23 protein-coding genes are annotated in these 24920 nt (G+C 71.3%); 11 read left to right on the forward strand and 12 right to left on the reverse strand.

Features of this window, described 5'->3' with window-relative positions:
* Window positions 1–42: 42 nt before the first annotated feature.
* Complete coding sequence (locus tag VPH61_RS01230) at window positions 43–1281, reverse strand: ROK family transcriptional regulator (RefSeq protein ID WP_332061701.1); 1239 nt, start codon at window positions 1279–1281, stop codon at window positions 43–45.
* Between the two features lie 201 nt (window positions 1282–1482).
* Window positions 1483–4233 carry a family 20 glycosylhydrolase gene (locus VPH61_RS01235; protein WP_332061702.1) on the reverse strand — a complete coding sequence of 917 codons (2751 nt, stop codon included), beginning with the start codon at window positions 4231–4233 and terminating at the stop codon, window positions 1483–1485.
* Between the two features lie 122 nt (window positions 4234–4355).
* On the opposite strand from VPH61_RS01235, the gene VPH61_RS01240 reads away from it, so the two are divergent.
* Both VPH61_RS01240 and VPH61_RS01245 read left to right on the forward strand, forming a co-directional pair.
* On the forward strand, window positions 4356–4652 hold the full coding sequence (locus tag VPH61_RS01240) for a Dabb family protein (protein ID WP_332061703.1): 297 nt from the start codon (window positions 4356–4358) through the stop codon (window positions 4650–4652).
* A gap of 15 nt (window positions 4653–4667) precedes the next feature.
* The gene (locus VPH61_RS01245; protein WP_332061704.1) at window positions 4668–5594 is read left to right on the forward strand and encodes a hypothetical protein; all 927 of its coding nucleotides are present in this window, start codon (window positions 4668–4670) and stop codon (window positions 5592–5594) included.
* A 3-nt stretch (window positions 5595–5597) separates the two neighbouring features.
* On the opposite strand, the gene VPH61_RS01250 is transcribed toward VPH61_RS01245, so the two are convergent.
* The 3 genes from VPH61_RS01250 to VPH61_RS01260 all read right to left on the reverse strand — a co-directional run bounded on the left by VPH61_RS01250 (window position 5598) and on the right by VPH61_RS01260 (window position 7783).
* Window positions 5598–6647 (reverse strand): CPBP family intramembrane glutamic endopeptidase, encoded by a 1050-nt coding sequence (locus VPH61_RS01250; protein ID WP_332061705.1) that lies wholly within the window; start codon window positions 6645–6647, stop codon window positions 5598–5600.
* A 78-nt stretch (window positions 6648–6725) separates the two neighbouring features.
* On the reverse strand, window positions 6726–7214 hold the full coding sequence (locus VPH61_RS01255) for a GNAT family N-acetyltransferase (protein ID WP_332061706.1): 489 nt from the start codon (window positions 7212–7214) through the stop codon (window positions 6726–6728).
* 53 nt (window positions 7215–7267) lie between these two features.
* Window positions 7268–7783 (reverse strand): MarR family winged helix-turn-helix transcriptional regulator, encoded by a 516-nt coding sequence (locus VPH61_RS01260; protein WP_332061707.1) that lies wholly within the window; start codon window positions 7781–7783, stop codon window positions 7268–7270.
* Between the two features lie 144 nt (window positions 7784–7927).
* Here VPH61_RS01260 and VPH61_RS01265 point away from each other — a divergent pair, with 144 nt between their 5' ends.
* The 4 genes from VPH61_RS01265 to VPH61_RS01280 all read left to right on the forward strand — a co-directional run bounded on the left by VPH61_RS01265 (window position 7928) and on the right by VPH61_RS01280 (window position 12641).
* Window positions 7928–9223 (forward strand): SufS family cysteine desulfurase, encoded by a 1296-nt coding sequence (locus tag VPH61_RS01265; RefSeq protein WP_332061708.1) that lies wholly within the window; start codon window positions 7928–7930, stop codon window positions 9221–9223.
* Window positions 9220–9678, forward strand: coding sequence for a Fe-S cluster assembly sulfur transfer protein SufU (gene sufU / locus VPH61_RS01270; protein ID WP_332061709.1), 459 nt, complete (start codon window positions 9220–9222; stop codon window positions 9676–9678). The genes VPH61_RS01265 and sufU overlap by 4 nt, the downstream gene beginning before the upstream one ends.
* 303 nt (window positions 9679–9981) lie before the next feature.
* A complete protein-coding gene (locus VPH61_RS01275; protein ID WP_332061710.1) occupies window positions 9982–11445 on the forward strand; it encodes a Gfo/Idh/MocA family protein in 1464 nt (487 codons plus the stop codon).
* Between the two features lie 23 nt (window positions 11446–11468).
* The gene (locus VPH61_RS01280; protein WP_332061711.1) at window positions 11469–12641 is read left to right on the forward strand and encodes an NEW3 domain-containing protein; all 1173 of its coding nucleotides are present in this window, start codon (window positions 11469–11471) and stop codon (window positions 12639–12641) included.
* Window positions 12642–12750: 109 nt separating this feature from the next.
* Here the strand turns inward: VPH61_RS01280 and VPH61_RS01285 are convergent, their stop codons facing one another.
* Complete coding sequence (locus tag VPH61_RS01285; protein ID WP_332061712.1) at window positions 12751–14103, reverse strand: class I SAM-dependent methyltransferase; 1353 nt, start codon at window positions 14101–14103, stop codon at window positions 12751–12753.
* Window positions 14100–15479, reverse strand: a complete 1380-nt coding sequence (locus tag VPH61_RS01290; RefSeq protein ID WP_332061713.1) for an FAD-binding oxidoreductase — start codon at window positions 15477–15479, stop codon at window positions 14100–14102. The genes VPH61_RS01285 and VPH61_RS01290 overlap by 4 nt, the downstream gene beginning before the upstream one ends.
* Window positions 15480–15578: 99 nt before the next feature.
* Here VPH61_RS01290 and VPH61_RS01295 point away from each other — a divergent pair, with 99 nt between their 5' ends.
* Window positions 15579–16259: a YdeI/OmpD-associated family protein gene (locus tag VPH61_RS01295; protein WP_332061714.1), complete on the forward strand. Its 681-nt coding sequence runs from the start codon at window positions 15579–15581 to the stop codon at window positions 16257–16259.
* A 35-nt stretch (window positions 16260–16294) separates the two neighbouring features.
* Here VPH61_RS01295 and VPH61_RS01300 read toward each other — a convergent pair whose 3' ends face one another.
* Complete coding sequence (locus VPH61_RS01300) at window positions 16295–17095, reverse strand: alpha/beta fold hydrolase (protein WP_332061715.1); 801 nt, start codon at window positions 17093–17095, stop codon at window positions 16295–16297.
* Window positions 17096–17282: 187 nt separating this feature from the next.
* Between VPH61_RS01300 and VPH61_RS01305 the strand changes: the two genes are divergently transcribed.
* The 3 genes from VPH61_RS01305 to VPH61_RS01315 are packed head-to-tail and all read left to right on the forward strand — an operon-like array spanning window position 17283 to window position 19851.
* Complete coding sequence (locus tag VPH61_RS01305) at window positions 17283–17993, forward strand: DUF2306 domain-containing protein (RefSeq protein ID WP_332061716.1); 711 nt, start codon at window positions 17283–17285, stop codon at window positions 17991–17993.
* Between the two features lie 5 nt (window positions 17994–17998).
* Complete coding sequence (locus VPH61_RS01310) at window positions 17999–19165, forward strand: sensor histidine kinase (RefSeq protein WP_332061717.1); 1167 nt, start codon at window positions 17999–18001, stop codon at window positions 19163–19165.
* On the forward strand, window positions 19162–19851 hold the full coding sequence (locus VPH61_RS01315; protein ID WP_332061718.1) for a response regulator transcription factor: 690 nt from the start codon (window positions 19162–19164) through the stop codon (window positions 19849–19851). Before VPH61_RS01310 ends, VPH61_RS01315 begins: the two co-directional genes overlap by 4 nt.
* Before the next feature lie 9 nt (window positions 19852–19860).
* Here VPH61_RS01315 and VPH61_RS01320 read toward each other — a convergent pair whose 3' ends face one another.
* Window positions 19861–20364 carry a bifunctional nuclease family protein gene (locus tag VPH61_RS01320; protein ID WP_332061719.1) on the reverse strand — a complete coding sequence of 168 codons (504 nt, stop codon included), beginning with the start codon at window positions 20362–20364 and terminating at the stop codon, window positions 19861–19863.
* A 140-nt stretch (window positions 20365–20504) separates the two neighbouring features.
* Between VPH61_RS01320 and VPH61_RS01325 the strand changes: the two genes are divergently transcribed.
* Entirely contained in the window at window positions 20505–21644 is a 1140-nt protein-coding gene (locus VPH61_RS01325; RefSeq protein WP_332061720.1) for an acyl-CoA dehydrogenase family protein, read from the forward strand.
* Between the two features lie 21 nt (window positions 21645–21665).
* Here the strand turns inward: VPH61_RS01325 and VPH61_RS01330 are convergent, their stop codons facing one another.
* From VPH61_RS01330 to VPH61_RS01340, 3 genes are read right to left on the reverse strand one after another with little or no spacing between them, the layout of a single operon-like run.
* Window positions 21666–22310 carry a TetR/AcrR family transcriptional regulator gene (locus VPH61_RS01330; protein ID WP_332061721.1) on the reverse strand — a complete coding sequence of 215 codons (645 nt, stop codon included), beginning with the start codon at window positions 22308–22310 and terminating at the stop codon, window positions 21666–21668.
* Window position 22311: 1 nt separating this feature from the next.
* Window positions 22312–23922 carry a cytochrome b/b6 domain-containing protein gene (locus VPH61_RS01335; RefSeq protein WP_332061722.1) on the reverse strand — a complete coding sequence of 537 codons (1611 nt, stop codon included), beginning with the start codon at window positions 23920–23922 and terminating at the stop codon, window positions 22312–22314.
* Window positions 23923–23928: 6 nt separating this feature from the next.
* The gene (locus VPH61_RS01340) at window positions 23929–24915 is read right to left on the reverse strand and encodes an electron transfer flavoprotein subunit alpha/FixB family protein (RefSeq protein ID WP_332061723.1); all 987 of its coding nucleotides are present in this window, start codon (window positions 24913–24915) and stop codon (window positions 23929–23931) included.
* Between the last annotated feature and the right edge of the window lie 5 nt (window positions 24916–24920).

Genomic DNA, 24920 nt, shown 5'->3' on the forward strand with positions numbered 1-24920 from the left:
GAACTCCTTCGTTCACGCGAACTCCTTCGTTCAGGGGGGACATCAGTTGCTGCTCCTTCGCAATGGGGCGGTCGCGGGTGCGACGTCGGTCGCCGACTGGTAGCCGGCCAGCAGGGGGGAATTCTGGAAGATGGCGATGATGGCGCCGATAGCGCCGCCCTCGTCGCCGAGCGAGGCGGTGCGGATCGTCGGGGCGTACTCGCCGACCGGCAGCAGCTCGTAGGCCGTGGTCGCGGCGACCTGCTCGAGGATCACGTCGGAGACGTGGGCGATCTCACCGCCGATCACGATCTCCGACGGATTCAGGGCCACCGCGAGCGAGCCGAGCACCCGTCCGATCGCCTCGCCGGCGTCACGGAGCACGCCGATGACGATGGGATCGCCCTTGCCCGCGGCATCCGCCAGTTCGTCGAGCGAGGCCGTGGGCACGCCCGCGTCGGTGCATCGCCGCAGGATCGCCTCGATCGAGGCGACGGTCTCGAGGCAGCCGCGCTTGCCGCACCGGCAGAGCTCGCCGTTGCCGTCGAGGCTGATGTGGCCGAACTCGCCGGCCAGCCCGGAGGCGCCCGTGACGAGGCGCCCGCCGACGACGAGGCCGCCGCCGATGCCGTCGGAGAGGCGCAGGTAGAGCAGGTGGTCCGCCCCGGCCGCGGTGTCCCAGGTGGCCTCGGCGAGTCCGGCGAGGCGCGTGTTGTTGTCGAGCAGCACGGGCGCATCGAAGCGCTCGACGAACGCGGTGCGCATGAGGACGGCGCCGGCGCGGCGCGCTTCGGCGACGGGCTCCGACGGTTCGTGCGGCACTCGCGGCGAGAACGGCCCGGGGAACCCGATGCCGACGCCGAGCACGCCCTCGAAGTGCAGCTCACCCTCGACGCCCATGCGGTCGATGAGGTCGAAGGCGGCGGCGATGCGCTCGCCCCACGATGCTGCCGCGTCGTAGGCGACGGCGTCGGAGGCGATCAGGTCATGGGCGGCGTTCGCGACGACGATGCGAACCCGTCGGCGACCGAAGTCGACGCCGAGGTACTGCCCGGCCGCGGGGTCGAGCGTGAGCTTCTCGGCAGGGCGCCCCCGGCCGAGGCGCGGCGTCTCGTCGGCCGAGACCGAGATCACACCGCGCTCGAGCAGCTGCGAGGCGATCTCCGAGAGGGTGGTGCGCGAGAGGCCGATGCGCGTGGCGAGCTCGCCGCGCGTCATCGCACCGTGCTCGCGCAGCACCTGGAGGACCCGGTCTTCATGGGTCCGTCTGACGAGTGCATGCACTCCACTGGGCAGGGTCACAACGGACACGCTAGGAGGGCTGATTTTTTCCGTCAACACTCCGACATAATTCGGTTCGAAATCCACCGTGATGCGGATGAAGATGCCTCGAGCGAGAGACCGCGCGAAGCCGACGACGAAGGGCACGAGGTCGACGACCCTCGTGCCCTTCGTTCACGGAGCGACCGGCAGCGCCGATCGCCCGTTCAGCGGATCATGCCGTCACCCGCACCTCCGTGCCTCGTAGGGCAAGGTCGAGGCGGTGGAGACCGCAGCACCGTCGACCACGGCGGTCGCCTCGACCGTCACCTCGCCGGCCGGCAACTCGGCCAGGCGGGTCGAGAACACGTGGAACGCGTTCTTGCCCGCCGCAACGGTCTCGAAGGCCTTCGCACCGTACGGCGACGTGAACGTCACCGCGAGCGGCACGTCCTCGCCGTTCGTCGCCCGCACCGAGAGCACGGCCTTCGACGCGACGCACCTGCTCGTCACCACGGTCTCGAGGGCGAGCCCGGCATCGACCACGGTCACCGAGACCTCACCCGCCACGACCGGCTCACCGCCGGCGACCGACACCTCGAGCTGCCCGACGTGAACGCCCGCCGACTCGAAGGTCCGGCTCGAGGCGCCCGTGTAGGCCGAGTTGATCGTCATCGCGGCGATGTCGGTCACGGCAGTGCCGGTCAGCTCGACCGGCTGGCGCTGCCCGTCGTCCCACACGAGTTCGGCCGTGACATCCGCTGCCGCCGTGTCGGGCGCCATCACGCGCCATCCGATGCCGACCGGCGACCCGACTGCAGACTCACCGCCGCCCGCGACGTCGGGTGCGGCGTCGATGCGCCAGTCGACCGTCGCGGTCGGGAAGACGTTGACGCCCTGCGCGGTCATGCGCGGGCCCAGCTGCCCGACCCGGTCGATGAACTCCGCGAGCACCTTGCCGTCCTGCGGGGTCCAGCCCGCCTCGGCCGTCGCCAGCAGGCGGGGGAAGGTGTAGAACTGCGCCTGGTCGACGCCGCGGATGAACTCGCCCCAGAACGCCGCCTCGACGCCGAGGATCGACTCCTCGGCGACGCCCGCGATCTGGGTCGCCGGGTTCCAGTTGTACGCGTTCTCGAGCGTGCACGGCCCGCCGCACGCCCACGTGCCGCCGAGCGGCTGGCGGGAGTCCTGCTTCTGGGGCATGTACGTCTTGTTCGCGGGCGACAGGATCACCTTCGCGCCGCGGGTGTCCACCGCGGCGCGCGTGGATGCCCCGTCGCCGGTCCAGAGCTGCACGACCGCGGCATCCTGCGGCAGGTTCGTGCTCGCGTACTCGTTCCAGCCCACGACGGTCTTGCCGAGGTCGGCGACCGTCGCCGTCGCGAAGTCCACCATCTCGACGTAGTCCTCGTGCGAGGTCGTGTGCGCCTCGTCACCGCCGATGTGCAGGTACTCGCCCGGCGTGAGCTCGGCGACCTGGCGCAGCACCTCGGTGATGAACGTGTACGTGTGCTCGTTGTTCGCATCGAACGTCGAGATGCCGACCTGGCCCGTGCCCTGGTGCGGGGCGGTGGTCTCGCCCGGCAGCGGCTTCGGGTTCGACCCCGCCGAGTTCAGCTGCGGAATCGCGTGCAGGGCGGCGTTCGTGTGACCGGGCAGGTCGATCTCGGGGATCACGGTCATGCCGTTCTCGCCCGCGTACGCGACGATCTCGCGGTAGTCGTCCTTCGTATAGAAGCCCGTGTGCCCGAGCTCGGTGCCCATGAGGGCGCCCGTCGGGCTGTACGTCATCGCGGTCGCGCCGCTGATCGTGGTGAGGGCGTCGTAGTCGATGCCCGAGGGGTTCTCGGCCGGCACGTCCATCGCGAGGCGCCAGCCCTGGTCGTCGGTCAGGTGCAGGTGCAGGCGGTTGAGCTTCAGCGGCGCCGCGCTGTCGATGAGGCGCTTCATCTCGTCGACGGTGTAGAAGCTGCGCGCCGAGTCGACCATGAGGCCGCGGTGCTCGAAGCGGGGGTAGTCGCTGATCGCGACGAACGGCACCGACCACGGCACGTCGGCGACATGGTCGGACTCGACCCACGCCGGCAGCAGCTGTCGCAGCGTCTGCACCCCGTTCAGCGCGCCGGCCGGGGTGTCGGCGGCGAGCTCGATGCCGGCCGCCGTCACGTCGAGGGTGTAGCCCTCGGCCTCGTGCCCGGCGGGTGCGAGGCCTTCGGCGACCGAGATCTCGATGGCGCGCTCGCCGGCGTCGCCTGCGGCGACGATCGGCAGTTCGAATCCGGTCGAGGGCCGCATCAGCTCGGCGAGGTACTCGGCCGCGTCGAGAGCATCACCGGATGCCGCGATCGCGACGTCATCGGCGAGCACGAACTCGCCCTCGGCGCGCTCGAGCGAGACGGGCGCCGGCACGAGCGGCAGCTGCGGCTCGGGCTCGGGCAGCGGCTGGTCGTAGACGCGGAACTCCGAGATCGAGTACCCCCACGTCGACCAGCGAGTCACGCCCTGCATGCGCACGAACCCGACGGGCTCGTCGACGTCGATGTTGATCTCGTCGATGCGCGGGCAGGTGGCCTGCGCGCTGCGCTCGGCCTCGGTCGTCCACGAGACGCCGTCGACCGAGGTCTCGATGCGGAACGATCGCGCGCACGCGTTCGGCCAGTCGATCACGACGGTCGCGACGTCGGCGGGCTCGGCGAGCTCGAGCTGCAGCCAGCTCGCGTCGACGTACTTCGACGACCATCGCGTCGAGACATCGCCGTCGTTGACCTGCGTCGGCGCGAATCGCGCTTCGTCGAGCTCGGTCGACGAGGCCGTGGCGACGGCATCGAGAGCGAGGTTCGCCGGCATCGCGACGAGCGCGGTGGAGCCGGTGGCCGTGGAGCCGGGAGATGGCGCGGCTGGTGCCTGCTCGGTGGCCGAGGCGGCGACCGGCGCCGCCGCGAAGGCGAGCACGGCCACCGTCACGGCAGCGGCGAGACGGAATCTGGTTGGCATTGAACACTCCTCGTCGAGGCTTCAGCAATTGCTGCCCAACGCTAGGGAGGGCGATTTTTTCCGTCAACACTCCGTCGGAACTCGGCGGCCGGCGAGGCCCGTCACGGCCATAGAGTGAGCAGATGATCCGTCACACCGTCGCCTTCCGCCTGCACCACGCCTCGGGCTCGGCCGAGGAGGCCTCCTTCCTCTCCGACGCCGAGGCGCTCGCCGCGATCCCGGGCGTGGAGCGCTTCGAGCAGCTCCGTCAGGTGAGTTCGAAGAACGGGTTCTCGTACGGCTTTTCGATGGAGTTCGCCGACCAGGCCGCCTACGACGCCTACAACGAGCACCCGGCGCACGTCGCCTTCGTGCAGGACCGCTGGGTTCCCGAGGTCGAGGACTTCCTCGAGCTCGACTACGTGCCGCTCGACGCCTGAGCCGCAGACCTGCGCATGGATGTCACCGAGTGGCTGCTCGACTCCGATCCGGCGATCCGCTGGCAGGTCATGCACGACCTGCTCGACGCACCGCCCGATGAGGTCGATCGCGAGCGCGCCCGCGTCGCCACGGAGGGATGGGGCGCGCGCCTGCTGGCACTGCAGGCCGACGACGGCTACTGGGGCGGCCAGGAGTACGGCATCGACGGCGACCGCCGGAGCGTGATGTGGACCCTCCACCTGCTGCGACGACTCGGCATCGACCCGGAGGCCCCGCAGGCCCGCGCAGCGATCGCCCGGGTTCGCGACGGCGTCGTCTGGCGCGAGTGGGGCGACCTGCCGTTCTTCCACGGCGAGGTCGAAGAATGCGTGAACGGCGGCGTGCTCGCGCTCGCCGTCTACTTCGGCGAGCTGGGTGCCGGCAGCGAACGCATCATCGATCGGCTGCTGCAGGAGCAGCTCCCCGACGGCGGCTGGAACTGCGAACCGATCGAGGAGTCGACCCGCTCGTCGTTCGACTCGACGCTGTGCGTGCTCGAGGGGCTCGCGGCGTACGAGCAGGCGGTGCCGGGCGCGCCGCCCGAGATCGCGGCATCCCGCCGTCTCGGCGAGGAGTACCTGCTCGAACGCGAGCTGTTCCGCCGACGCTCGACCGGCGAGATCGTGCTCCCCCGGTACGCGAACCTGAAGTTCCCGCCGTACTGGACCTACGACGTGCTGCGCGCGCTCGACTACTTCCGCTCGGCCCACGATCGCCCCGACCCGCGGGTCGCCGACGCCGTCGAGCTCGTGGCCTCGCAGCGCGGCGACGACGGCCGCTGGCTCGCTAGCACCCCGTGGAACGGCCAGGTCTTCTTCGCGGTCGACGCTCCGGAGGGCGAGCCGAGCCGGTGGAACACGCTGCGGGCGATGCGCGTGCTGCGCTGGTTCGATCAGCGGTAGGCGTCAGCCGAGACGGGCGCCCAGCCGGTCGCGGCGGAACTGGCCGGCCGCCACGAGTACCGCGACGAGCACGGCCATCACGGCGCACGTGATGAGTCCGGCCGGTCCGGCGAGCCACGCCGGCGGCACCGGCGAGTCGGCGGCGACGACGAGAGCGCCGAGCCCGGCCGCCGCATTGAACGCTCCGTGCCCGAACACGGCGGGCCACACCGAGCCGGTGCGAAGCCTGGTCCATCCGAGCAGCACGCCGAGCACCATGCAGGTGAGCATCATGAGCAGCACGCCCGTGAGGTCGGTGAGCCCGAAGTTGTAGCCGAGCAGAATGAGCGGCGAGTGCCAGAAGCCCCAGAACGCACCGGAGACGAGGAGCGCCGGCCAGACGCCGAGCGGCCGCAGCGCCGGCAGCAGCCAGCCGCGCCATCCGATCTCCTCACCGAACGCGAACGGCGCGTTGAGGATCGCGCCGACCGGGATCATGACGAGCTGCATGACGACGAGCAGCAAGATCGGCGGTGCCGGCGTGCCGGGAGGGAGCATCGAGTCGAGTTGTTCGGCGAACCCCGAGAAGCCGACGAGGTCGAAGCGGGCGAGATCGAGCAGGCCGACCACGACGAGCCCGACCGCGATGAGCAGCGGCAGCACGACGATCGCGGCCGCCGACATGCCGAGGGTGCGGCCGACGGGCCGCAAGGGCCACATGCCGAGATCGCGCAGGATGCCGCGGGCTCCGCGCCGCCCGCGCTGTCGCCGTTCCACGAGGAGCGCGGCGACCGTCGCGATCGCCGGGCTGAGCATCATGGCGGTCGCGATCAGCGGCAGCAACGGGTCGGCCATGCCGAGCCCGCGCACCCACAGGGGCGAGGCGACGGCCCAGGCGAGCCCGCACGAGACGACCGCGAAGACGGCGACGGCCGCCCATGGCACGCGCGTCGGCGCGGTGGGGAGGGCTACTGCCTCGGCGGTTGCGGGCCCCGCCTCCGTTTCGGGCGCTGCCTGCGGCACGGCGTGGTCGGGTGTCGTCGAGAGGGCCGGCTCGGCACGTTCATCGCTCACGCGATCCACGCTAGCCAGGCGCGCCCGCTCGCGGATCCCCCGCGAGACGGAGTTCAGCGGCCCGACGGAGTTCAGCACTCAGAGGAAGAGCTTGAACCCTACATGGGATGCCGCGAAGCCGAGCCGCTCGTAGAAGCGATGCGCATCGGCCCGGCGCGCATCCGACGTCAATTGCACGAGCGACACGCCCTGCTCGCGGGCGTGGCCGACCGCCCACTCGATCATCGCCGAGCCGAGCCCCAGGCCGCGTAGTTCCTCCGCCACGCGCACCGCCTCGATCTGCATCCGCATCGCCCCGCGCCGCGCGAGCCCCGGGATGACGGTGAGCTGCATGGTGCCGACCACCCGGCCGTCGGCGGCCTCGAGCACCGTCAATGTCTGCGCGGCATCGGCGTCGATGGCTTCGAACGCACGCTCGTAGGGCGCGGCGCCGTCGGGGTCGGGGGTCTCCTCGGCGGCGCGCAGAGAATCCGCGGCGATCAGCGCGACGAGGCCGACGAGGTCGCCGCGCTGCGCACGTCGCAGCACGAAGGTGGAATCGCCGGCTTCGAGGGTCGCGAACGTCATGCCCTCAACCTCCCACACGATCGACTGAGCGGATGCCGCGGCATCCACTGCCCTCACTCCGGGTCCTGCGCGAGTCGTCGCAGCAGGGCCGCGAGGGTCGCCTGCTCCTCGCGGCTGAGCCCGCGGAGCTCTTCGGCCTCGCGTTCGGCGAGCGTGCGCATGGCCGCGTCGACCCGGGTCGCGCCCTCGTCGGTGAGCCGCACGAGCACGCTGCGGCCGTCGCGCGGATTCGGCCGGCGCTCGACGAGGCCTCGGCGCGTGAGGTTGTCGAGCCGGTTCGTCATGGCGGCGCTGCCGATCATGGTCGCCTCGATGAGCTGGGCCGGGCTGAACTCGTGCGGCGGCTCCTCGCGGCGGAGCGCGGCCAGCACGTCGAACTCCCAGACCGCGAGCCCCGCACCGCTGAAGGCCGCCGCCCGCAGCCGCCCGAGGCGATTCGCCACGCGCCGGAGCCGCGACATGACGTCGAGCGGCGTCAGGTCCACCCCGGGCAGTCGGTGCGACCACGCGTCGATCAGCAGGTCGACCTCGTCGTCGCGGTCGCCGCGCTCACTCACGCTCCGGGGCATACCGCCACGGTATCCGAAGCGACGCGTCGAACGCATTCCGAGCGGCGAGATGACGGATGACCCGTCTCACGGCGATCACCGATCGAAACTGCGTCAGACTGGAAGGGTGCCGGCACCTGCCGGCGCGGCCCGCTGGGAGGAACAGTGACCCTCGATCGAACGACGACCATCGACGGTCTGCTGCCGGCGCAGCTCCGGCGGGACTTCCCGTACCTCGACCAGGAGCTGAACGGGCATCCGCTCGCCTATCTCGACTCCGGCGCGACCGCCCAGCGACCGGTCGCCGTGCTCGACGCCGAGCGCGCCTACCTCGAGCACGCGAACGCCGCCGTGCACCGGGGCGCGTCGACCCTCGTCGGCACGTCGACGACCGCGTTCGAGGAGGCGCGCGAGACGGTCGCCCGCTTCGTGGGCGCCGGCACCCGCGAGATCGTCTGGGCCTCGAACGCGACGGACGCGATCAACATGGTCGCGCTCGGCATGGCGGATGCCGCGGCCGGCCTCGGCGGGCCAGAGGCCGAGATCTACCGGCTCGCGGCCGGCGACGAGATCGTCGTCACCGAGGCCGAGCACCACGCCGACCTGATCCCGTGGCAGCGCCTCGCGGCGAAGACCGGCGCGACGCTGCGCTGGATCCCCGTGAACGACGACGGCACGTGGACGATCGACGACGCGGCATCCGTCATCGGGCCGCGCACCCGGCTCGTCGCCTTCGGGCACGTCTCGAACGTCACCGGCTTCCTCGCCCCCGCGGCGGAGGTCGTCGAGCTCGCCCACCGCCACGGTGCGCTCGTCATGCTCGACGCGTGCCAGTCGGTGCCGCACCGCTCCGTCGACTTCGCCGAGCTCGACGTCGACTTCGCCGCGTTCTCGTCGCACAAGATGCTCGGCCCGACCGGCATCGGCGTGCTCTACGGCAAGGCGCACCTGCTCGACGCGCTGCCGCCCGCACGCACGGGCGGGTCCACGATCACCACCGTGACGATGGAGTCGGCGGCGTTCCTGCCGGCACCGCAGCGCTTCGAGGCAGGCACGCAGCCGGTGTCGCAAGCGATCGCCCTCGCCGAGGCGGTGCGCTACCTCGACGGCCTCGGCATGAAGAACGTGCACGCGCACGAGGAGGCACTCGCCGAGCTGCTCGTGGAAGAGACGTCCCGTGTCGCCGGCGTGCGGCTCGTCGGCCCTCCCCCGGGCAACCCGCGGGCAGCACTCGCGAGCGTCGACGTGCCGGGCGTGCACGCGCACGACGTCGGCCAGTTCCTCGACTCGCGGGGCATCGCCGTGCGCGTCGGGCACCACTGCGCCCAGCCCCTCCACCGGCGGCTCGGACTCCGGGCGACCACGCGCGCGAGCGCCTACGTCTACACGACCGCCGACGAGGTGCGCCGCTTCGCCGCGGCGCTCGCCGAGGTGCGCGGCTTCTTCGGGGTCGACGCATGAGCGACCTGTCGGGGCTCTACCAGGAGCTGATCCTCGACCACTCGAGGCGACGCCTGGGCGACGGTGAGCTCGCCGAGCCGCACGCGACGCACCACGAGCTGAACCCCACGTGCGGCGACGAGATCACGATGGGTGTCCGCCTCGACGCATCGGGTACCGCGATCGAGGCGATCGGCTGGACCGGCGACGGTTGCAGCATCTCGATGGCCTCGGCCTCGGCGCTGACCGAGCTCGCTGCGGGCGCCGACCTCGACCGGGTGCGTGAGCTCATAGACGGGTTCCGCACCATGATGCGCTCGCAGGGCGCCGGCGAGGCCGACGAGGAGCTGCTCGGGGACGCGATCGCCTTCCACGGCGTCTCGAAGTACGTCATGCGGGTCAAGTGCGCGATGCTCGCGTGGGTCGCGCTCGAGGCGTGCATCGCCGCGGCGAGCGCGGATGCCTCGAGTTCCTGAGCATCCCGACCGCCTGCGCGCGCCGCGAACGAGCAAACGAGCACGCTCCACTCACGGCGCACCCTCGGCGAGCAGTCGCGTCGTGTCCGGCTCTCTCCCAGATCAGCCTGTATTTCCGCACACAATGGTGACCGATTCACTCGATCGACGGTCGCGACGAGCTGGAGTCGGCACTCATTTTGACTGATCACTTGTGATTGATATACGCAATATTCAGTCAACTCTTGACACGAAACGATCAGGCTACGAAGGTATGGGATACCGAGCTTCACCGAGCATTCCCTGACCCACCTGGAGAGTGTCATGACGCGTTTTCTCACCACCCCTCGCCCGACGGAGGGCTCGATCAGCGCTGATCGAGATCCGGGGGCATTCGGCTTCAGCCGGCGGAACCTCCTCGGCGGGATCCTCGCCGGCGTCGCCGTCACCGCCGTCGTCCCATCGATCGCGCACGCCGCGAGCACCCCCGACCGGAAGGGCGGCGCGACCTCGATGGCGAACGAGCCCTTCGAAGCCGTCGATGTCGTCAGGATCGGCCTCATCGGCCTCGGCAACCGCGGCATGGGCATGCTGAACGGCTGGGTCGACGTGCCCGGCACCGCCGTCACGGCGGTGTGCGACATCCGTGCCGACCGGGCCACCAATGCGGCCAACCGGGTCGCCGGCAAGGGCAAGCCGCGGCCGCGCGAGTACGGCGGCAGCGACGAGTCGTTCCAGCAGATGCTCGACACCGAAGAGCTCGACCTGGTCTATGTCGCGACGCCGTGGGAGTTCCACCACGCGCACGGCAAGGCGGCCCTGCTCGCCGGGGCCCACGCGGCGATCGAGTTGCCGATCGCAACCGAGCTCGACGAGCTCTGGGACCTCGTCGACACCTCCGAACGCACGCGCAAGCACCTGTTCCTCGCTGAGAACTGCAATTACGGCCGCAACGAACTCGCGATGCTGAAGATGGCGCACGAGGGCGTCTTCGGCGAGGTCACGAGCGGCCACGGCGGCTACCTGCACGACCTGCGCGCGCTGCTGTTCAACGACGGCTACTACACCGACGACTGGCGCCGGCTCTGGCACACGCGGAGCACCGCGAGCTTCTACCCCATGCACGGGCTCGCCCCCATCGCAGCTGCCATGGACATCAACCGGGGCGACCGCATGCAGACGCTGACCGCGACGGCGACCGCAGCTCGCGGCCTCGCCGACTACCGCGAGCGGTTCGTGCCGCGCGACCACCGGTCGTGGCAGGAGGAGTACATCAACGGCGACCTCGTCACGTGCATGATCACGACCGCGAACGGCCGCACGATCCGCGCCGAGCACAACGTGAGCCAGGCGCGCCCCTACAGTCGCATCAACACGCTCGAGGGCAGCCGCGGCATCTTCGAGGACTACGTCGGCGCCGACTCGACGGGCGCCCGCATCTACGCCGAGCCGTACCACGGCGGCGACACCTGGCGCGGAGCGAGCGCGATGCGCACGGAGTTCGACCACTGGCTATGGAAAGACCTCGAGGGCCCGGCCGCCGGCGGCGGCCACGGCGGCATGGACTACATCCTGCAGTGGCGGATCGTGCAGCAGATGCGCTCGGGTCTCGTGCCCGACATCGATGTCTACGACTCCGCCGCCTGGTGCGCACCCGTGCCGCTGAGCGTGACGTCGCTCGAGAAGGGCGGCAAGCCCGTCGAAGTTCCTGACTTCACGCGAGGCGAGTGGAAGAAGCTGCGCCTCGGCCTCGATTCCGTGCGATCCACCATGCCCGCCGTCGTCTGATCGATCAGCTGAGAGGAGATCCCATGTCCAAGAAGTTCCTTCGCCGGGCCGCCATCGCCGGCGTGCTCGTGCTCGCGGCATCCACCTGGTCGACCGCGGCGGGTGCGTTCGCCGAGGAGTCGCCGGCGACGACGCAGTCGCCCGCGACGACCGAGGCTCCGTCCACCGAGGCACCCGAAACGGATGCCCCGGCGAGCGAGGCACCCGAGACGGATGCCCCGGCCGCCGAGACGCCCGAATCGACCGCTCCCGCGCCGGAGTCCTCGAAGACGGACGAACCTGCGCCCGAGGCATCCGATGCGGCCGCGCCCGCACCCGAGATCACCGTCACGGTTCCCGAGATCGGACTCGACGGCCCGGCGATCGCCGACGTCCAGATCACGGTGTCGAACGACTCGGCAGAGAAGATGAGTTCGGTCGTCGCCTCCTTCGCCGGCCCGGTCGGCTGGCAGGTCGTGCCCTCGAGCCAGAAGCTCGACGCGATCAAGCCCGGCCGCGAGCAGACCGCGACCTTCCAGATCCGCATCCCCGAGAAGCGCCCCGGCTTCGCGCTGCGCATCTTCACGGCCACCGTCACCTACAAGGGCGGCGACGGCGCGGGCAGCGCGACCGGCGTGCGTGCGATGCCGACGACACCGCCCACCGACTCGCTCGCCGCGCTCTTCAACAACGTGGGCATCACGGCCCTGTCGCAGACGACTGCGGGCAACTTCGACGGCGAGGGCAACACGTTCTCGGCGGAGCAGCTCGCAGCGGTCGGCGCAGCGCCGGGAGCGACGCTCGAGGCGCTCGGCGCCACGCTCACGATGCCGGCGTCGCAGCCCGGCACCGCCGACAACGTCACGGCGGCGGGGCAGGCACTCCGCATCAGCGGGCAGGGGCAGCGACTCGTCTTCCTGGGATCGGGCTCCAGCCTCGGCGCGACCGGCACCGCGACCGTCTTCTACACCGACGGCACGACGAGCTCGGGCGCGATCGGATTCCCGAACTGGTCGTTCCACGACGAGAACGCGCACGGTGCCGAACTCGCGATCTCGACGAACGGACGCAACCGGCCGAGCGGGTACGGCGATGCCGCCTACCAGTACCGCATGTTCGCGCACTCTGTGCCGCTGACGGCGGGCAAGACGGTCGACTTCGTCGTGCTGCCGACCAACGCGACGATGCACATCTTCTCGATCGCGATCGCTCCCTGATCCACTGGAGCTGATCGACTCGCGCCCGGCCGATGCCCATCGGCCGGGCGCGAACGCGTCGGGGCACCGCGTCGGTGGTCGATCACGCGAGGCTCAGGCGTTCAAGCGTTCAGGCCGTCCACCACGGCCGCAACGGCAGGTCGCCCGTGCCGCCGCGTTCGTCGGGTCGCACGGCGAGCACCTGGTGCAGCTGGATGCCGCCCGTCTCGAACGCGAGCCGCGACCCGGCCATGTAGAGCCCCCACACCTTCGCGGTCGGCAGCCCGACCTCGGCGACCGCCTCGTCCCAGTGCGCGACGAGGTTCGCGCACCAGTCGCGCAGCGTCATCGCATAGTGCAGCCGCAGGTTCTCTTCATGCATGAGCTCGAGCCCCACGTCTTGCGCCTCGGTGATGATGCGGCCCGATCCGGTGAGCTCCCCGTCGGGGAAGACGTAGCGGTCGATGAAGCCCTTCGCCGAGGGCTCCGATCGGTTGTCGGGGCGCGTGATGCAGTGGTTCAGCAGCAGCCCGCCCGTGCGCAGCCGCGACTGCAGGAAGGTGAAGTACGACGCGTAGTTCTTCACGCCGATGTGCTCGAGCAGGCCGATCGACGAGACCGCGTCGAATCCCGACTCGGTGATGTCGCGGTAGTCGCCGTACCGCACCTCGGCGAGCTCGCCGAGCCCCTCGTCGACGATGGCCTGCTGCGCCCAGGCCGTCTGCTCCGCCGACAGCGTGACACCGAGGGCACGGATGCCGCGCCGCGCGGCGTAGCGCACCATTCCGCCCCATCCGCAGCCGACGTCGAGCAGCCGGTCGCCCGGCTGCAGGCGAAGCTTCTCGAACACGAGCCGGTACTTGTTCTCCTGCGCCTCGTCGAGCGAGGCAGCTGCGTCGGGGTAGCACGCGCACGTGTAGGTCATGGAGGGACCGAGCACCCACTCGTAGAAGGTGTTCGAGACGTCGTAGTGGTGGTGGATCGCCTCGGCGTCGCGGTGCTTCGAGTGCCGCAGCCCCTCGGCGACGCGGCGCCAGCGCGGCGGTGCCTCCTGCGGCGGCGGCGCGATCGGGCGCAGGTGTTCGAGCCCGATCGAGCGGATGACATGGGCCATCGTGCGCGGCGGCGGCAGCTTGAAGACGAGTTCGTCGGCGAGCGCCTTCAGCAGCTCGTACGGGTCGCCGGGATGCACGCCGTGGATGTCGAGGTCGCCCGCGACATAGGCACGGGCGAGACCGAGGTCGCCGCGTCCGGTGGCGAGGTAGGTGGTGCCGCGCGGGCTCTTCAGCTCGATGCCGAGCGCCGCGTCGGCCGGCCCGGCCGAACTGCCGTCGTAGGCCGTGAAGCGCAGCGGCAGCCTGCCACCGGCGAAGATCTCGAGGATCTCGGCGAGGGTGAGCTTGCCCGAGGCATCCGTCGCCTCATGGTTCTCGGGCGTCTCGGGTGCTGCCGCCTCCGCCGCCGTGCCCTTGGTCGTGGTCATCGTCGTTGCACCGCCTTCGCGTAGAGGTCGAGGAGTCGTGAATCGGGGTCGTACCGCGCCTTGGCGGCTCGATACGCGTCGCCGCCGTAGAGGGCGTCGAACTCGGCGCGCTCGTAGAACGCGTCGGAATAGAGCGACTTGTGGCCGTCGAGCGCGCTGACCTCGCGTTCGATGCGCCGGTTCGTCTCGCCCTCGCTCGCGCCGACCGGCACCGTCGACCAGAAGCCGACGTTGACGTAGGTGCGGTGCGGCTCGAGCGGGTAGAGCGGCCAGGCATCGTCACCGCGCAGCCGCAGCGGGCACAGCCAGATCGGCTCGATCGGCACGTGCTCGAGGAACCAGTCGAGGAACTCCGCGCATCGCTCGATCGGCACCTCGACGTCTTGGATGACGCGTTCGCGCGGCGGCAACCCCTTGAGCGCCTCGATGCGGTTGCCGAGGTCGTAGCGGCGTTCGAGGCGCATGAGCTTCGCGTAGGAGCGGCTGCGTCGGTACCGGCGCGGCCACAGGCGGCGAACGAGCGGATGCTGCGCGCCGAACGCCTCGGAGCACCAGAACCAGTCGGTGTCCCACCGCCAGAGGTAGTCGTGGGTCGTCAGCCGGTCGTGGGTTTCGCCGTCGCCGTGCTGAATGGAGCGATAGAAGACGCGCTGCCCGGTGTAGTCGCTGACGGGTCCGGATGCCGCGGTGCGCCGGCCGAGGCAGAGGTACGACTTGTCGGCGCTGAACACGACGCCGTCGAGGTAATCGACGTCCACACCGTCATGCTGGCCCGATTCGACGATGCCCGTCATCGCGTCGACGAGGTCGGCGATGGCGTGGAACCGCACGTGCGTGAGCTCCACGAACGGCAGCACGGGCTCGAGCTCGATCCGCAGGCGCACCGCGTAGCCGAGCGTGCCGTACGAGTTCGGGAAGGCGCGGAACAGGTCGGCGTGCTCGGTCGGCGAAGCCGTGAGCACCTCCCCGGCCCCCGTGAGGAGGTCCATCTCGAGCACCGACTCGTGCGGCAGCCCGTTCCGGAACGACGTCGATTCGATGCCGAGGCCGGTGACCGCGCCGCCGAGGGTGATCGTCTTCAGCTGCGGCACGACGAGCGGCGCGAGCCCGAACGGCAGCGTCGCCGCGACGAGGTCCTCATAGGTGCACATGCCCGCGACATCGGCAGTGCGCCCCTCGACGTCGAGCGAGATGACGTGCGTCAGGCCCGAGGTGTCGAGGCCCGGGGCATCCGTCGCCGCCCTCGATCGGAAGAGGTTCGAGGTGCGCTTGGCGAGCCGCACCAGCGAGCCGGACGGCACGGCCCGGTAGCTCGCGAGCAGGCGCTCCACGCCGGCGGCGTGGGTCGCGCGTGCGTCGATCGCGGGTGCGGACACGCCTCCAAGCTAGTCCTCGCTGCCCTCGTGCGCATCAGGCTCGTGGACGTGCGAACGCGTCGCGGCAGGCGCGTCAGCGGGTGCTGGCAGACTCGGGGCATGACCACCGAGATCGGCACGCCCGGCGGCACCCCAGAGCGCCCCGCGCGCTTCTTCGCCTCGCCCGAGGAGTTCCGGGCGTGGCTCGAGGCCAACCACGACACCGAGACCGAACTCTGGATGGGGCTCTACAAGAAGCACGTGCCCGATCACGGGCTGACGTGGGAGCAGGCGGTGCCCGAGGCCCTCTGCTTCGGCTGGATCGACTCGGTCTCCCAGCGCATCGACGACGACGCCCGTCGCCAGCGGTGGACCCCGCGCAAGGCCACGAGCACGTGGTCGAGCGTCAACATCGCCCTCGTCGAGAAGCTCACCGCCGAGGGGCGCATGCACGAGGCCGGCATCGCCGCGTTCGAGCGCCGGCGTGAAGATCGGTCGGGCATCTACTCCCACGAGAACCCCGACCAGGAGCTGCCGGCCGAGGCCGCGGCCCGCATCGAGGCAAACCTCGCGGCATCCGCCTTCTGGCAGGCCGCGACGCCGACCTACCGCCGGGTGGTCGCGCACTGGGTGCTCAGCGCAAAGCAGGAGGCGACCCGCGAGCGGCGGCTCGCCCAGCTCATCGACGACAGCGCCGCCGGCGTTCTCGTGCCGTTCCAGCGCTACGGCGAGACGCCGAAGTGGGTGGAGCGGGCGGCCGAGGCCGCGCGAGCCGCGGCATCCGGCCAGTCAGCCGACTGATCGCCCGCGATCGAACATGACCGACCGCGGTCGGATCAGGCCGGCCCGCCGAAGAACTCGATCGCGCCCCGGCGGAAGTCCCGTGACCCCGGCGCATTGAAGTGATGGCGCCCCGGCAGCTCGAGGAAGGTGCCGTTCGGCGTGGCCGCCGCCAACAGCTTCGACTGCTCGAGGATCGCATCTTCGCTGCCGGTCGCGAAGAGCACGGGCTGGCGCGGCGGGTGGGAGACGTCGGGGTCGGCGTCGCCGAGGCGCATCCCCTCGGCGAGCGCGACGAGCGCGAGCAGCTCGTTGCCTGGCACCCGCTCAGTGAGGGTGACGTAGTTCTGCGTGACGCGGTCCTCGATCGGAGTGCCGTGCTCGGCGTAGGCGCGCACCTGCTCGATCTGCAGTCGCGCGAGCGGACGCCCGTCGGGGATGCCGCCGAGCACCGCGCGCACGACGTGGTGGGGCGCCTGCACGGCGAGCTGCCAGCCCACGCGTGCGCCGAGGGAGTAACCCGCATAGACGACGGTGTCGAGCAGATACGTGTCGAGCACCGTGACGAGGTCGTTCACGAGCGCGTCCATGCTGTACTCGGCCGCATCGTGCGGCTTGTCGCTCGCGCCGTGCCCGAGCTGGTCGACCCCGAGCACGCGGTAGCCGGCGCGGGTGAGGTCGCGCACCCAGCCGGTGTTCACCCAGTTGTCGCGGCAGCTCGAGGCGAAGCCGTGCACGGCCATCACGGTCGGTGCGTCGTCGTCGCCCCACAGGTAGGTGGCGATGCGCCGCCCCTCGGCGGTCATCACGTACTGCGGCGCTGGCATCTCGGTGAGGGCGGGGAGCGAGGCATCCATGTCAGCCATTCTCGCGCGGGCGTGGTCTCGATACGGCGCTGGCGCGCCTACTCGACCGACGGAGGCGGCGGCGCTGGCGCGCCTACTCGACCGACGGAGGCGGCGGCGCTTGCCTCGGCCGAAGGTACGAGGCGAGTCGAGCCGATCGCCCGATGTCGCGCACCGCAGTTCCGGCGAGTATCGGGGCATGACCGAAGCATCCGCTCGCCCCACCGTGCCGCGCACGACGGCGCACCCCATCCGCGAATGGCTCGCGCCCGCCGGCCTCATCCTGCTCAGCCTCGTGCCCGTCGTCGCTGGCAGCCTGCGGCTCACCGAACTCGCGAGCGACCCCGTCGTGACGGCCGACAACGCGCGGTTCGTGGTCTTCCCGGCACCCGTCGTCGTGCACATCGTCGGCGCGACGGTCTTCGCGCTGCTCGGCGCCCTGCAGTTCGCGCCGTCGCTGCGCCGATACCGCTGGCACCGCATCGCCGGGCGCATCGCGGCACCGGCGGGCTTCCTCGCCGCCGTGTCGGGCCTCTGGATGACGCTGTTCTCCGACCTCCCCGCCTCCGATGGGCAGGCGCTCGGCGTCATCCGCCTCGTGTTCGGCACGGCGATGGCCGCGAGCATCGTCGTCGCGTTCATCGCGATCCGGCGCGGCGACATCCGCTCGCACAGCGCCTGGATGACCCGCGGCTACGCGATCGGCCTCGCCGCCGGCACGCAGGCGTTCACCTTGACGCCGTGGCTCCTGCTCTTCGGCATGCCCGACGTGAACGAGCGAGCGGTGCTCATGGCCGCGGGATGGGTGATCAACCTCGCCGTCGCCGAGGTCGTCATCCGGCGCCGTGATGCGCGCGGCATGTTCCGTGCTTCCGGCCGATCCGTGGGCGGCGCGGCAGCCCTACGATGAGTGGCATGACGAGCCCCGCACGCGCGATGTGGCATGCGCCGGCCGCCTCGCCGCCGCCGCCCCGCCGTGTCTGGCGCGACTGGGTGCTGGTCGCCGTGATCCCGCCGCTCGTGCTGATCGAGGCGGCGCTGCGCACCGAGATGGCGTGGCGCTGGCTCTGGGCCGTCGTGCTCATCGCGCTCGTGCCGACCCTGCTCTGGCGGCGAACGCGGCCGATGCTCATGCTCGTCATCGCGTTCGGCACCGGTGGGGTCGTCGGCGCGGCGACGGGCGGCGACCCGCAGTTCGTGACGACCGCCTACATGCTCCTGCTCGTCTACGCCGCGTTCCGCTGGGGCGACGGCCGGGCCCGCATCGTCGGCGCGGCACTGCTCGTCGCCTCCACCACGCTCTCGCTGGCCTTCGGGCCGATGATGCTCACCGACCTCATCGGCGGCGCCGCCGTGCTCGTCGCCACGATCTCGCTCGGCGCGGCGTTCCGCTGGCGGGCGGCGTCGCGGGCCCGCGAGCTCGACCGGGTGAAGGTCGACGAGCGCGTGCAGCTCGCGCGCGACTTGCACGACACCGTGGCGCACCACGTCTCGGCGATCGCCATTCAGGCGCAGGCCGGCACCGCGCTGGCCGCCACCGACCCCGCCGGCGCGGTCACCGCACTGCAGACGATCGAGCGCGAGGCCTCGCTCACCCTCGCCGAGATGCGCTCGATCGTGCGGGTGCTGCGACGAGCGGATGCCGCGGAGCTCGCGCCGGGGCCAGCCCTCGGCGATCTTCGCGGGCTCGCCTCGACCGCCGCCGACGCTCCCACTGCCGGCGCCGCCGCTCCCACTGCCGGCGCCCCGCGCGTCGAGGTGCGCCTCACGGGTGACTCCGCCTCCGTGCCGCCCACGATCGGGGCCGCCGTCTACCGCATGGCGCAGGAGTCGGTCACGAACGCACGGCGGCACGCTCGAGGTGCGACGCGCATCGAGGTGGCCGTGCAGGTCGACGACGGCGGCATCAGGCTCGACGTGCACGATGACGGGGATGCCGCGGCATCCGCTTCGCCGGGGTTCGGCATCATCGGAATGATCGAGCGCGCGACGCTGCTCGGCGGCACCTGCTCGGCCGGCCCAGCCGCCGAGGGCGGGTGGACCGTGACCGCGGCACTCCCCCGCAGCGGGTGGTCGAGATGACCGTGCGCGTGCTGATCGCCGACGACCAGGAGCTCGTGCGCACCGGGCTCCGGGTGCTGCTCGACACGCAGCCGGGCATCGAGGTCATCGCCGAGGCCGCCGACGGCGCCGAGGCGATCGCCCTCGCGCGACGCCTGCGGCCCGACGTCTGCCTCCTCGACATCCGCATGCCCGGCACCGACGGCCTCGAGGCGACCAGGGCGCTCGCGGGCCCGGATGTCGCGGAGCCGATCCCCGTCGTCGTGATCACGACCTTCGACCTCGACGAGTACGTCTACGCGGCGCTGCGGGCCGGGGCCCGCGGCTTCCTCCTGAAGGACGCCGGACCGGCCATGCTCGCCGAGGCCGTGCACGCCGCCGCCCGTGGCGACGCGCTCATCGCGCCGAACGTGACAATGCGGCTGCTCGAGGCCTTCGCCGGCACGGAACCAGCGGGTTCTTCGGGTGCGGCGGGGTCGGCGTCGGGCACCTCATCGGGCTCGACTCCCGCCCAGCCCGCCGAACCGCTGACCACTCGCGAGCGCGAGGTGCTCGCGGCCGTCGCCCGCGGCCTCGGCAACACCGAGATCGCCGGCGAGCTGCACATCTCGCTCAGCACGGTGAAGACGCACGTCGCGAGCCTCATGACGAAGCTCGGCGCCCGCAACCGCGTCGAGCTCGCGATCTGGGCGCTCTCGCAACGGTGACGGCGGCGTTCAGCCCTGGAAATCCTCGGGGTCGACGTCTTCGAGGAACCGCTTGAACTCGTCGAGCTGGGCGGCATCGTCGCCCTCGGTGTCGAAATCGACCAACTCGGCGGGGATGCCGGCCTCGTCGAGCACCGCGTCGGCGACCTGGATGTCGGCGTTCGCCCGCAGGGCGAGCGCGATCGCGTCAGAGGGTCGTGCATCGATCACCTGCGGGCCTGTCGGGGTGGTCAGCGTGATCTCCGCGTAGAACGTGCCCTGCTCGATGCGCGTGACCTCGACGCGCTGGATCGACGCCCCCACCGCCCCGAACAACGTCGTGATGAGGTCGTGCGACAGGGGGCGCGCCGCCTGCCGCCCCTCCAGCGCGATGAGGATCGAGGTCGCCTCCTGGAGGCCGATCCAGACCGGCAGCACTCGCCCCGTGCCCGGCTCGTCGAGCACCGGCTTCAGCAGCACGATGTGCTGTTGCGCCGCGTCGAGCGCGATCCCGAGCACGCGGACCTGGGCCATGGGCCTCCTCAAGGGTCGACACTGTCATCGTACGACGGGCGGCGTTGCGCGGCATTCCCGCGCACCTGCGAGCGCATCCGATACCGAGCAGGATACGTTGGGCTTGCACCGAAGCACTCACCCGCACGATGAGGTGAACCATGGCGAACGCACTCACCGAAGACCAGCTCGCGATCGTCGGCGCGGTCCGCGACTTCACAGCCGCCGAGCTCGCCCCCTTCGCGAACGAACGCGACCAGACGAAGACGTTCCCGGTCGAGACGCTCGAACACGCCGGCCGCCTCGGACTCGGCGGGATCTACGTGCACGAGGACGTCGGCGGCTCGGAGCTCGGCCGCTTCACCGCCGCACTGATCTTCGAGGAACTCGCCCGCGGCGACACCGCGATCGCGGCCTACGTCTCGATCCACAACATGGTCGCGTGGATGATCGACCGCTACGGCGACGAGCGGCAGCGCGAGCAGTGGCTTCCGGCGCTCACCACGTTCGTGAACCGCGGCAGCTACTGCCTCACCGAGCCGTCGGCGGGGTCGGATGCCGCGGCGATCACGACGACCGCCAGGCGCGAGGGCGATGACTACGTGGTCAACGGCGTGAAGCAGTTCATCTCGGGCGCCGGGGCGGCCGCGGTCTACCTGGTCTTCGCCCGCACCGGGGAGCGCGGGCCGCGCGGCATCAGCGCGATCATCGTGCCCGCCGCGGCATCCGGTCTCTCATTCGGCCCCGACGAGAAGAAGATGGGCTGGAATGCGCAACCGACACGGCAGGTCGTGCTCGAAGACGTGCGGGTGCCCGTGGGCAACCGCCTCGGCGCAGAGGGCGACGGCTTCGGGGTCGCCATGTCGGGGCTCGACGGCGGGCGCGTGAACATCGCCGCATGCTCGATCGGCGGCGCGCAGTGGGCGCTCGACCAGACGATCCGCTACGTGAAGGAGCGCGAGACCTTCGGGCACGCGCTCGCCGACCACCAGTCGGTCGTCTACACCCTCGCCGACATGGCGACCGAGCTGCACGCCGCCCGCCTGCTCGTGCACGACGCCGCCGACGCGCTCGATGCCGGGCATGCCGATGCCACCTCGAGATGCGCGATGGCGAAGCGCTTCGCAACGGATGCCTCGTTCACCGTCGCCAACAGCGCGTTGCAGCTGCACGGCGGCTACGGCTATCTCGCCGAGTTCGGCATCGAACGGGTCGTCCGCGACCTGCGCGTGCACCAGATCCTCGAGGGTACGAACGAGATCATGCGCATGATCGTCGGCCGGCGGTTGCTCGGCCGCTGAGGTCAGCCGACGGCGTCGGCGTCAGCCGACGGCGTGAACGCCGACGGCCGGCGATTCGGGCAACGGCGAGCCCGACTCGGGCTCGTCCGTGAGCATGCCGCGGTGCAGCAGGTCGAGATAGTTCGCGCTCACGCTCGCCGCGGTGTGGCTGCCTCCCGGCCGGAACCAGAACACCGTCGACCACACGGCGTCGCGGATGAACCGGAATGCGAGGCGCGGATCGATCGAGTCGCGGAACACGCCGGCGGCCTGCCCCTCGCGGATCTGCTCGAGCCAGATCTCCTCGATGCGCGCGGCCCCCTCGGCGAGGAACTCGAACCCCGGCTGGGTCATGAGGAACCCGGTCTCGTTCTGGTAGATGCGCACGTCGTCGGGCCGCTGCTCGATCGTGAGGAACGAATGGGTGATCAGCTGATCGAGCCGCTCGCGGGCGCTGCCCCCGCTCGCGGCGATGCGCTCGAACGCCGAGAGCGTGTCGTGCTGGAACCCGTGCAGGATCTCGTGCAGCACCGCCTCCTTCGAGGCGAAGTGGTGGTAGAGGCTGCCCGAGAGGATGCCGGCCTCGTCGGCGATGTCGCGCACCGTCGTCGCCGAGTAGCCGCGCGCGGCGATGAGCCGCGTCGCGATGACGACGATCTGGTCGCGCCGTTCGGAGCCGTCGCCCACTTCAGCGCCCGCTGACCTTGCCGAAGAGCCGGGCGATCGGCGCGAGCACGAGCGGCCGCGCGGCGACCCACACGGCGGCGATCACGACGAGCGAGGCCACGAAGATCCAGAACCCGGTCCAGTTCACGACGTCTTGACTCGCGTACATGTGGTTCAGGTTGCGCAGCGCCCCCGTCGCGAACACGAGGCCGACGTGCACGATGATGAACAGCACGAAATAGAGCATCACGGGGAAGTGCACGGCGCGCGCCCACTCCACCGGGTAGATGCGGTTCAGCGTCTTGGCGTTCTTCGGCCAGAGGCCCGACATGCGCACGCCCGTGATGACGGCGAGCGGTGCGGCGACGAAGACCGTGACGAAGTAGGCGATCTGCTGCAGGCTGTTGTAGTTCACCCAGCCGTTCTCGGTCGGCCAGTCGAGCGAGAGGTACTGCAGCATCGCCGACACCGCGTTCGGGAAGACCTCCCAGCTCGTCGGCACGATCCGCATCCACTGCCCGGTCACGAACAGCAGCACGACGAACACCGCGCCGTTGACGATCCACAGGATGTCGAGCGACTGGTGGAACCAGAGCGAGAGGCTGATCTTGCGCTTCGCGTTCCAGCGCGGAGACCAGAACGCGGTCGGCCGCTTCTGCGTGCGCACCTCGAGACCCGAGCGGATGATGAGCACGATCAGGAACACGTTGAAGAAGTGCTGCCAGCCGATCCACGCCGGAATCCCGACCGGCGCCGATTCGGGCAGGTGGTACTCGCCCGGGTAGCGCGCGATGAAGTCCTGCATCGGCGCGAGGCCGAGCAGCCAGTTGACGACGACGACCACGCCGGTCGCGGCGAGCAGCAGTCCGAAGCCGCCGATGACGAGCGCGCCGGCCCACTCCGCACGGGTGTACGGCCCGTACAGCTTGGGCCACGGCTCGGCGGCAGGGCGAGCGGATGCCGCGGCGACCGCGGCCGGGCGACGCGGCGGCTGCATCGGGGTGCGCCGAGGTGCCGGCGCGGCGGCGGCCACGGGCGCGGCGACCGGTTCGGGGATCGCGACCGGTTCGGGTGTCGCGAGCGGTTCGGGTGCCGGCTGTGGGGCTGCCGCGGCCACGGATGCCGCGGCCACGCGCTCGGGCCTCGCCGGCGCCGATCCGGCGGGCGGCCAGGGCTCGCCGTCGGGCGTGCGCGGGAGCCCTCGGCGGAGCGCAGCGCCACCGGCGGCCGACGACACCGGCGCCGCGGTCGCCGCTGCCGTGAGCGGTTCGACGGGCGCAGCGGCGGCTGGCATACCCGTTGCGGTCGTCACCGGTGCTTCGGCCGCAGCCACCGTCGCCAAGACCGGAGCCGCAGAGGCCGGCGGCCACGGCTCGCCGCCGGGCACGCGAGGCAGTCCGCGCCGCATCGCCCGAGCGGTCGGTGCCACCGCGTCGACGGCAACAGCAGCCGGAGCGACGGCGGCAGTCGCCGCCACCGTTTCCGAGACCTCCGCGACCGGCACCGGAGCGCTCGGCTCGGCGGGCGCTGCCGGAGCCGCAGCTCCGGCCTCGATCTCGAACACGGGGGGCCAGAGCTCACCGCCGGCGACGCGGGGCAGGCCCTGCCGTGTCGTTCGCCCGTACGTCGCCATCGCCCGCTACGCCTTCCGCGCCTCGAGCGCCGCGATCAGCTGCGGCACGACCGTGAACAGGTCGCCGACGATGCCGAAGTCGGCGATCTCGAAGATCGGGGCGTCGGCGTCCTTGTTGATCGCGACGATCGTCTTCGCGGTCTGCATGCCGGCACGGTGCTGGATCGCGCCCGAGATGCCGAGCGCGATGTAGAGCTGCGGCGACACCGAGACGCCGGTCTGGCCGACCTGGTGCGACTGCGGGATGTAGCCCGCGTCGACCGCGGCGCGCGATGCGCCGACGGCGGCGCCGAGCACGTCGGCGAGCTGGTCGACGAGTGCGAACTTGTCTTCCGAGCCGAGTCCGCGACCGCCCGAGACGACCTTCGCCGCACCCCGCAGCTCGGGGCGCGACGACGCCACGACCTCTTCCTCGAACGCGCCGATGACGGCGGCCTTCCGACCGGATGCCGCGACCTCGAGTCGCTCGACCGAGGCGGGCTGCGCCTCGGCACGGGCGTCGATCGAGCCCTCGCGCACGGTGATGACGGGCGCACCCCACGTGACGGCGGAGTCGACGTTGTAGGCGCCGCCGTACACCGAGTGGTGGGCGACGATGCCCTCGGCGTCGCGCGAGACCCCGACCGCGTCGACCGCGATGCCCGACCGCGAGCGGGCGGCGTAGCGAGCGGCGACCTCGCGGCCCTCGATCGAGTTCGACACGAGGATCGCGTCGGGTCGCACGAGTTCGGCGGCCGCGGCGAGCGCGTCGGCGCCCGGCACGGTGAGCGCGGTGCCGGCCTCGGCGTGCTCGGCGACGAGCACGTGGGCGGCGCCGAAGGCGGCGGCATCCGCTGCTGCCTGCTCACCCTCGCCCGGGGCCGCGACGATCAGGGCGACGGGGGTGCCGACACCGGCGGCGGCGCCGAGAAGGCCGGCGGCGCTCTTGGCGAGCGTGCCCGACGGCGTGACGTCGAGGAGCACGAGGATCGAGTCTGCGGAGTAGTCAGTCATCGTGG

It is taken from the genome of Agromyces sp. CCNWLW203 (genome assembly GCF_036576125.1).
Taxonomy (GTDB): domain Bacteria; phylum Actinomycetota; class Actinomycetes; order Actinomycetales; family Microbacteriaceae; genus Agromyces.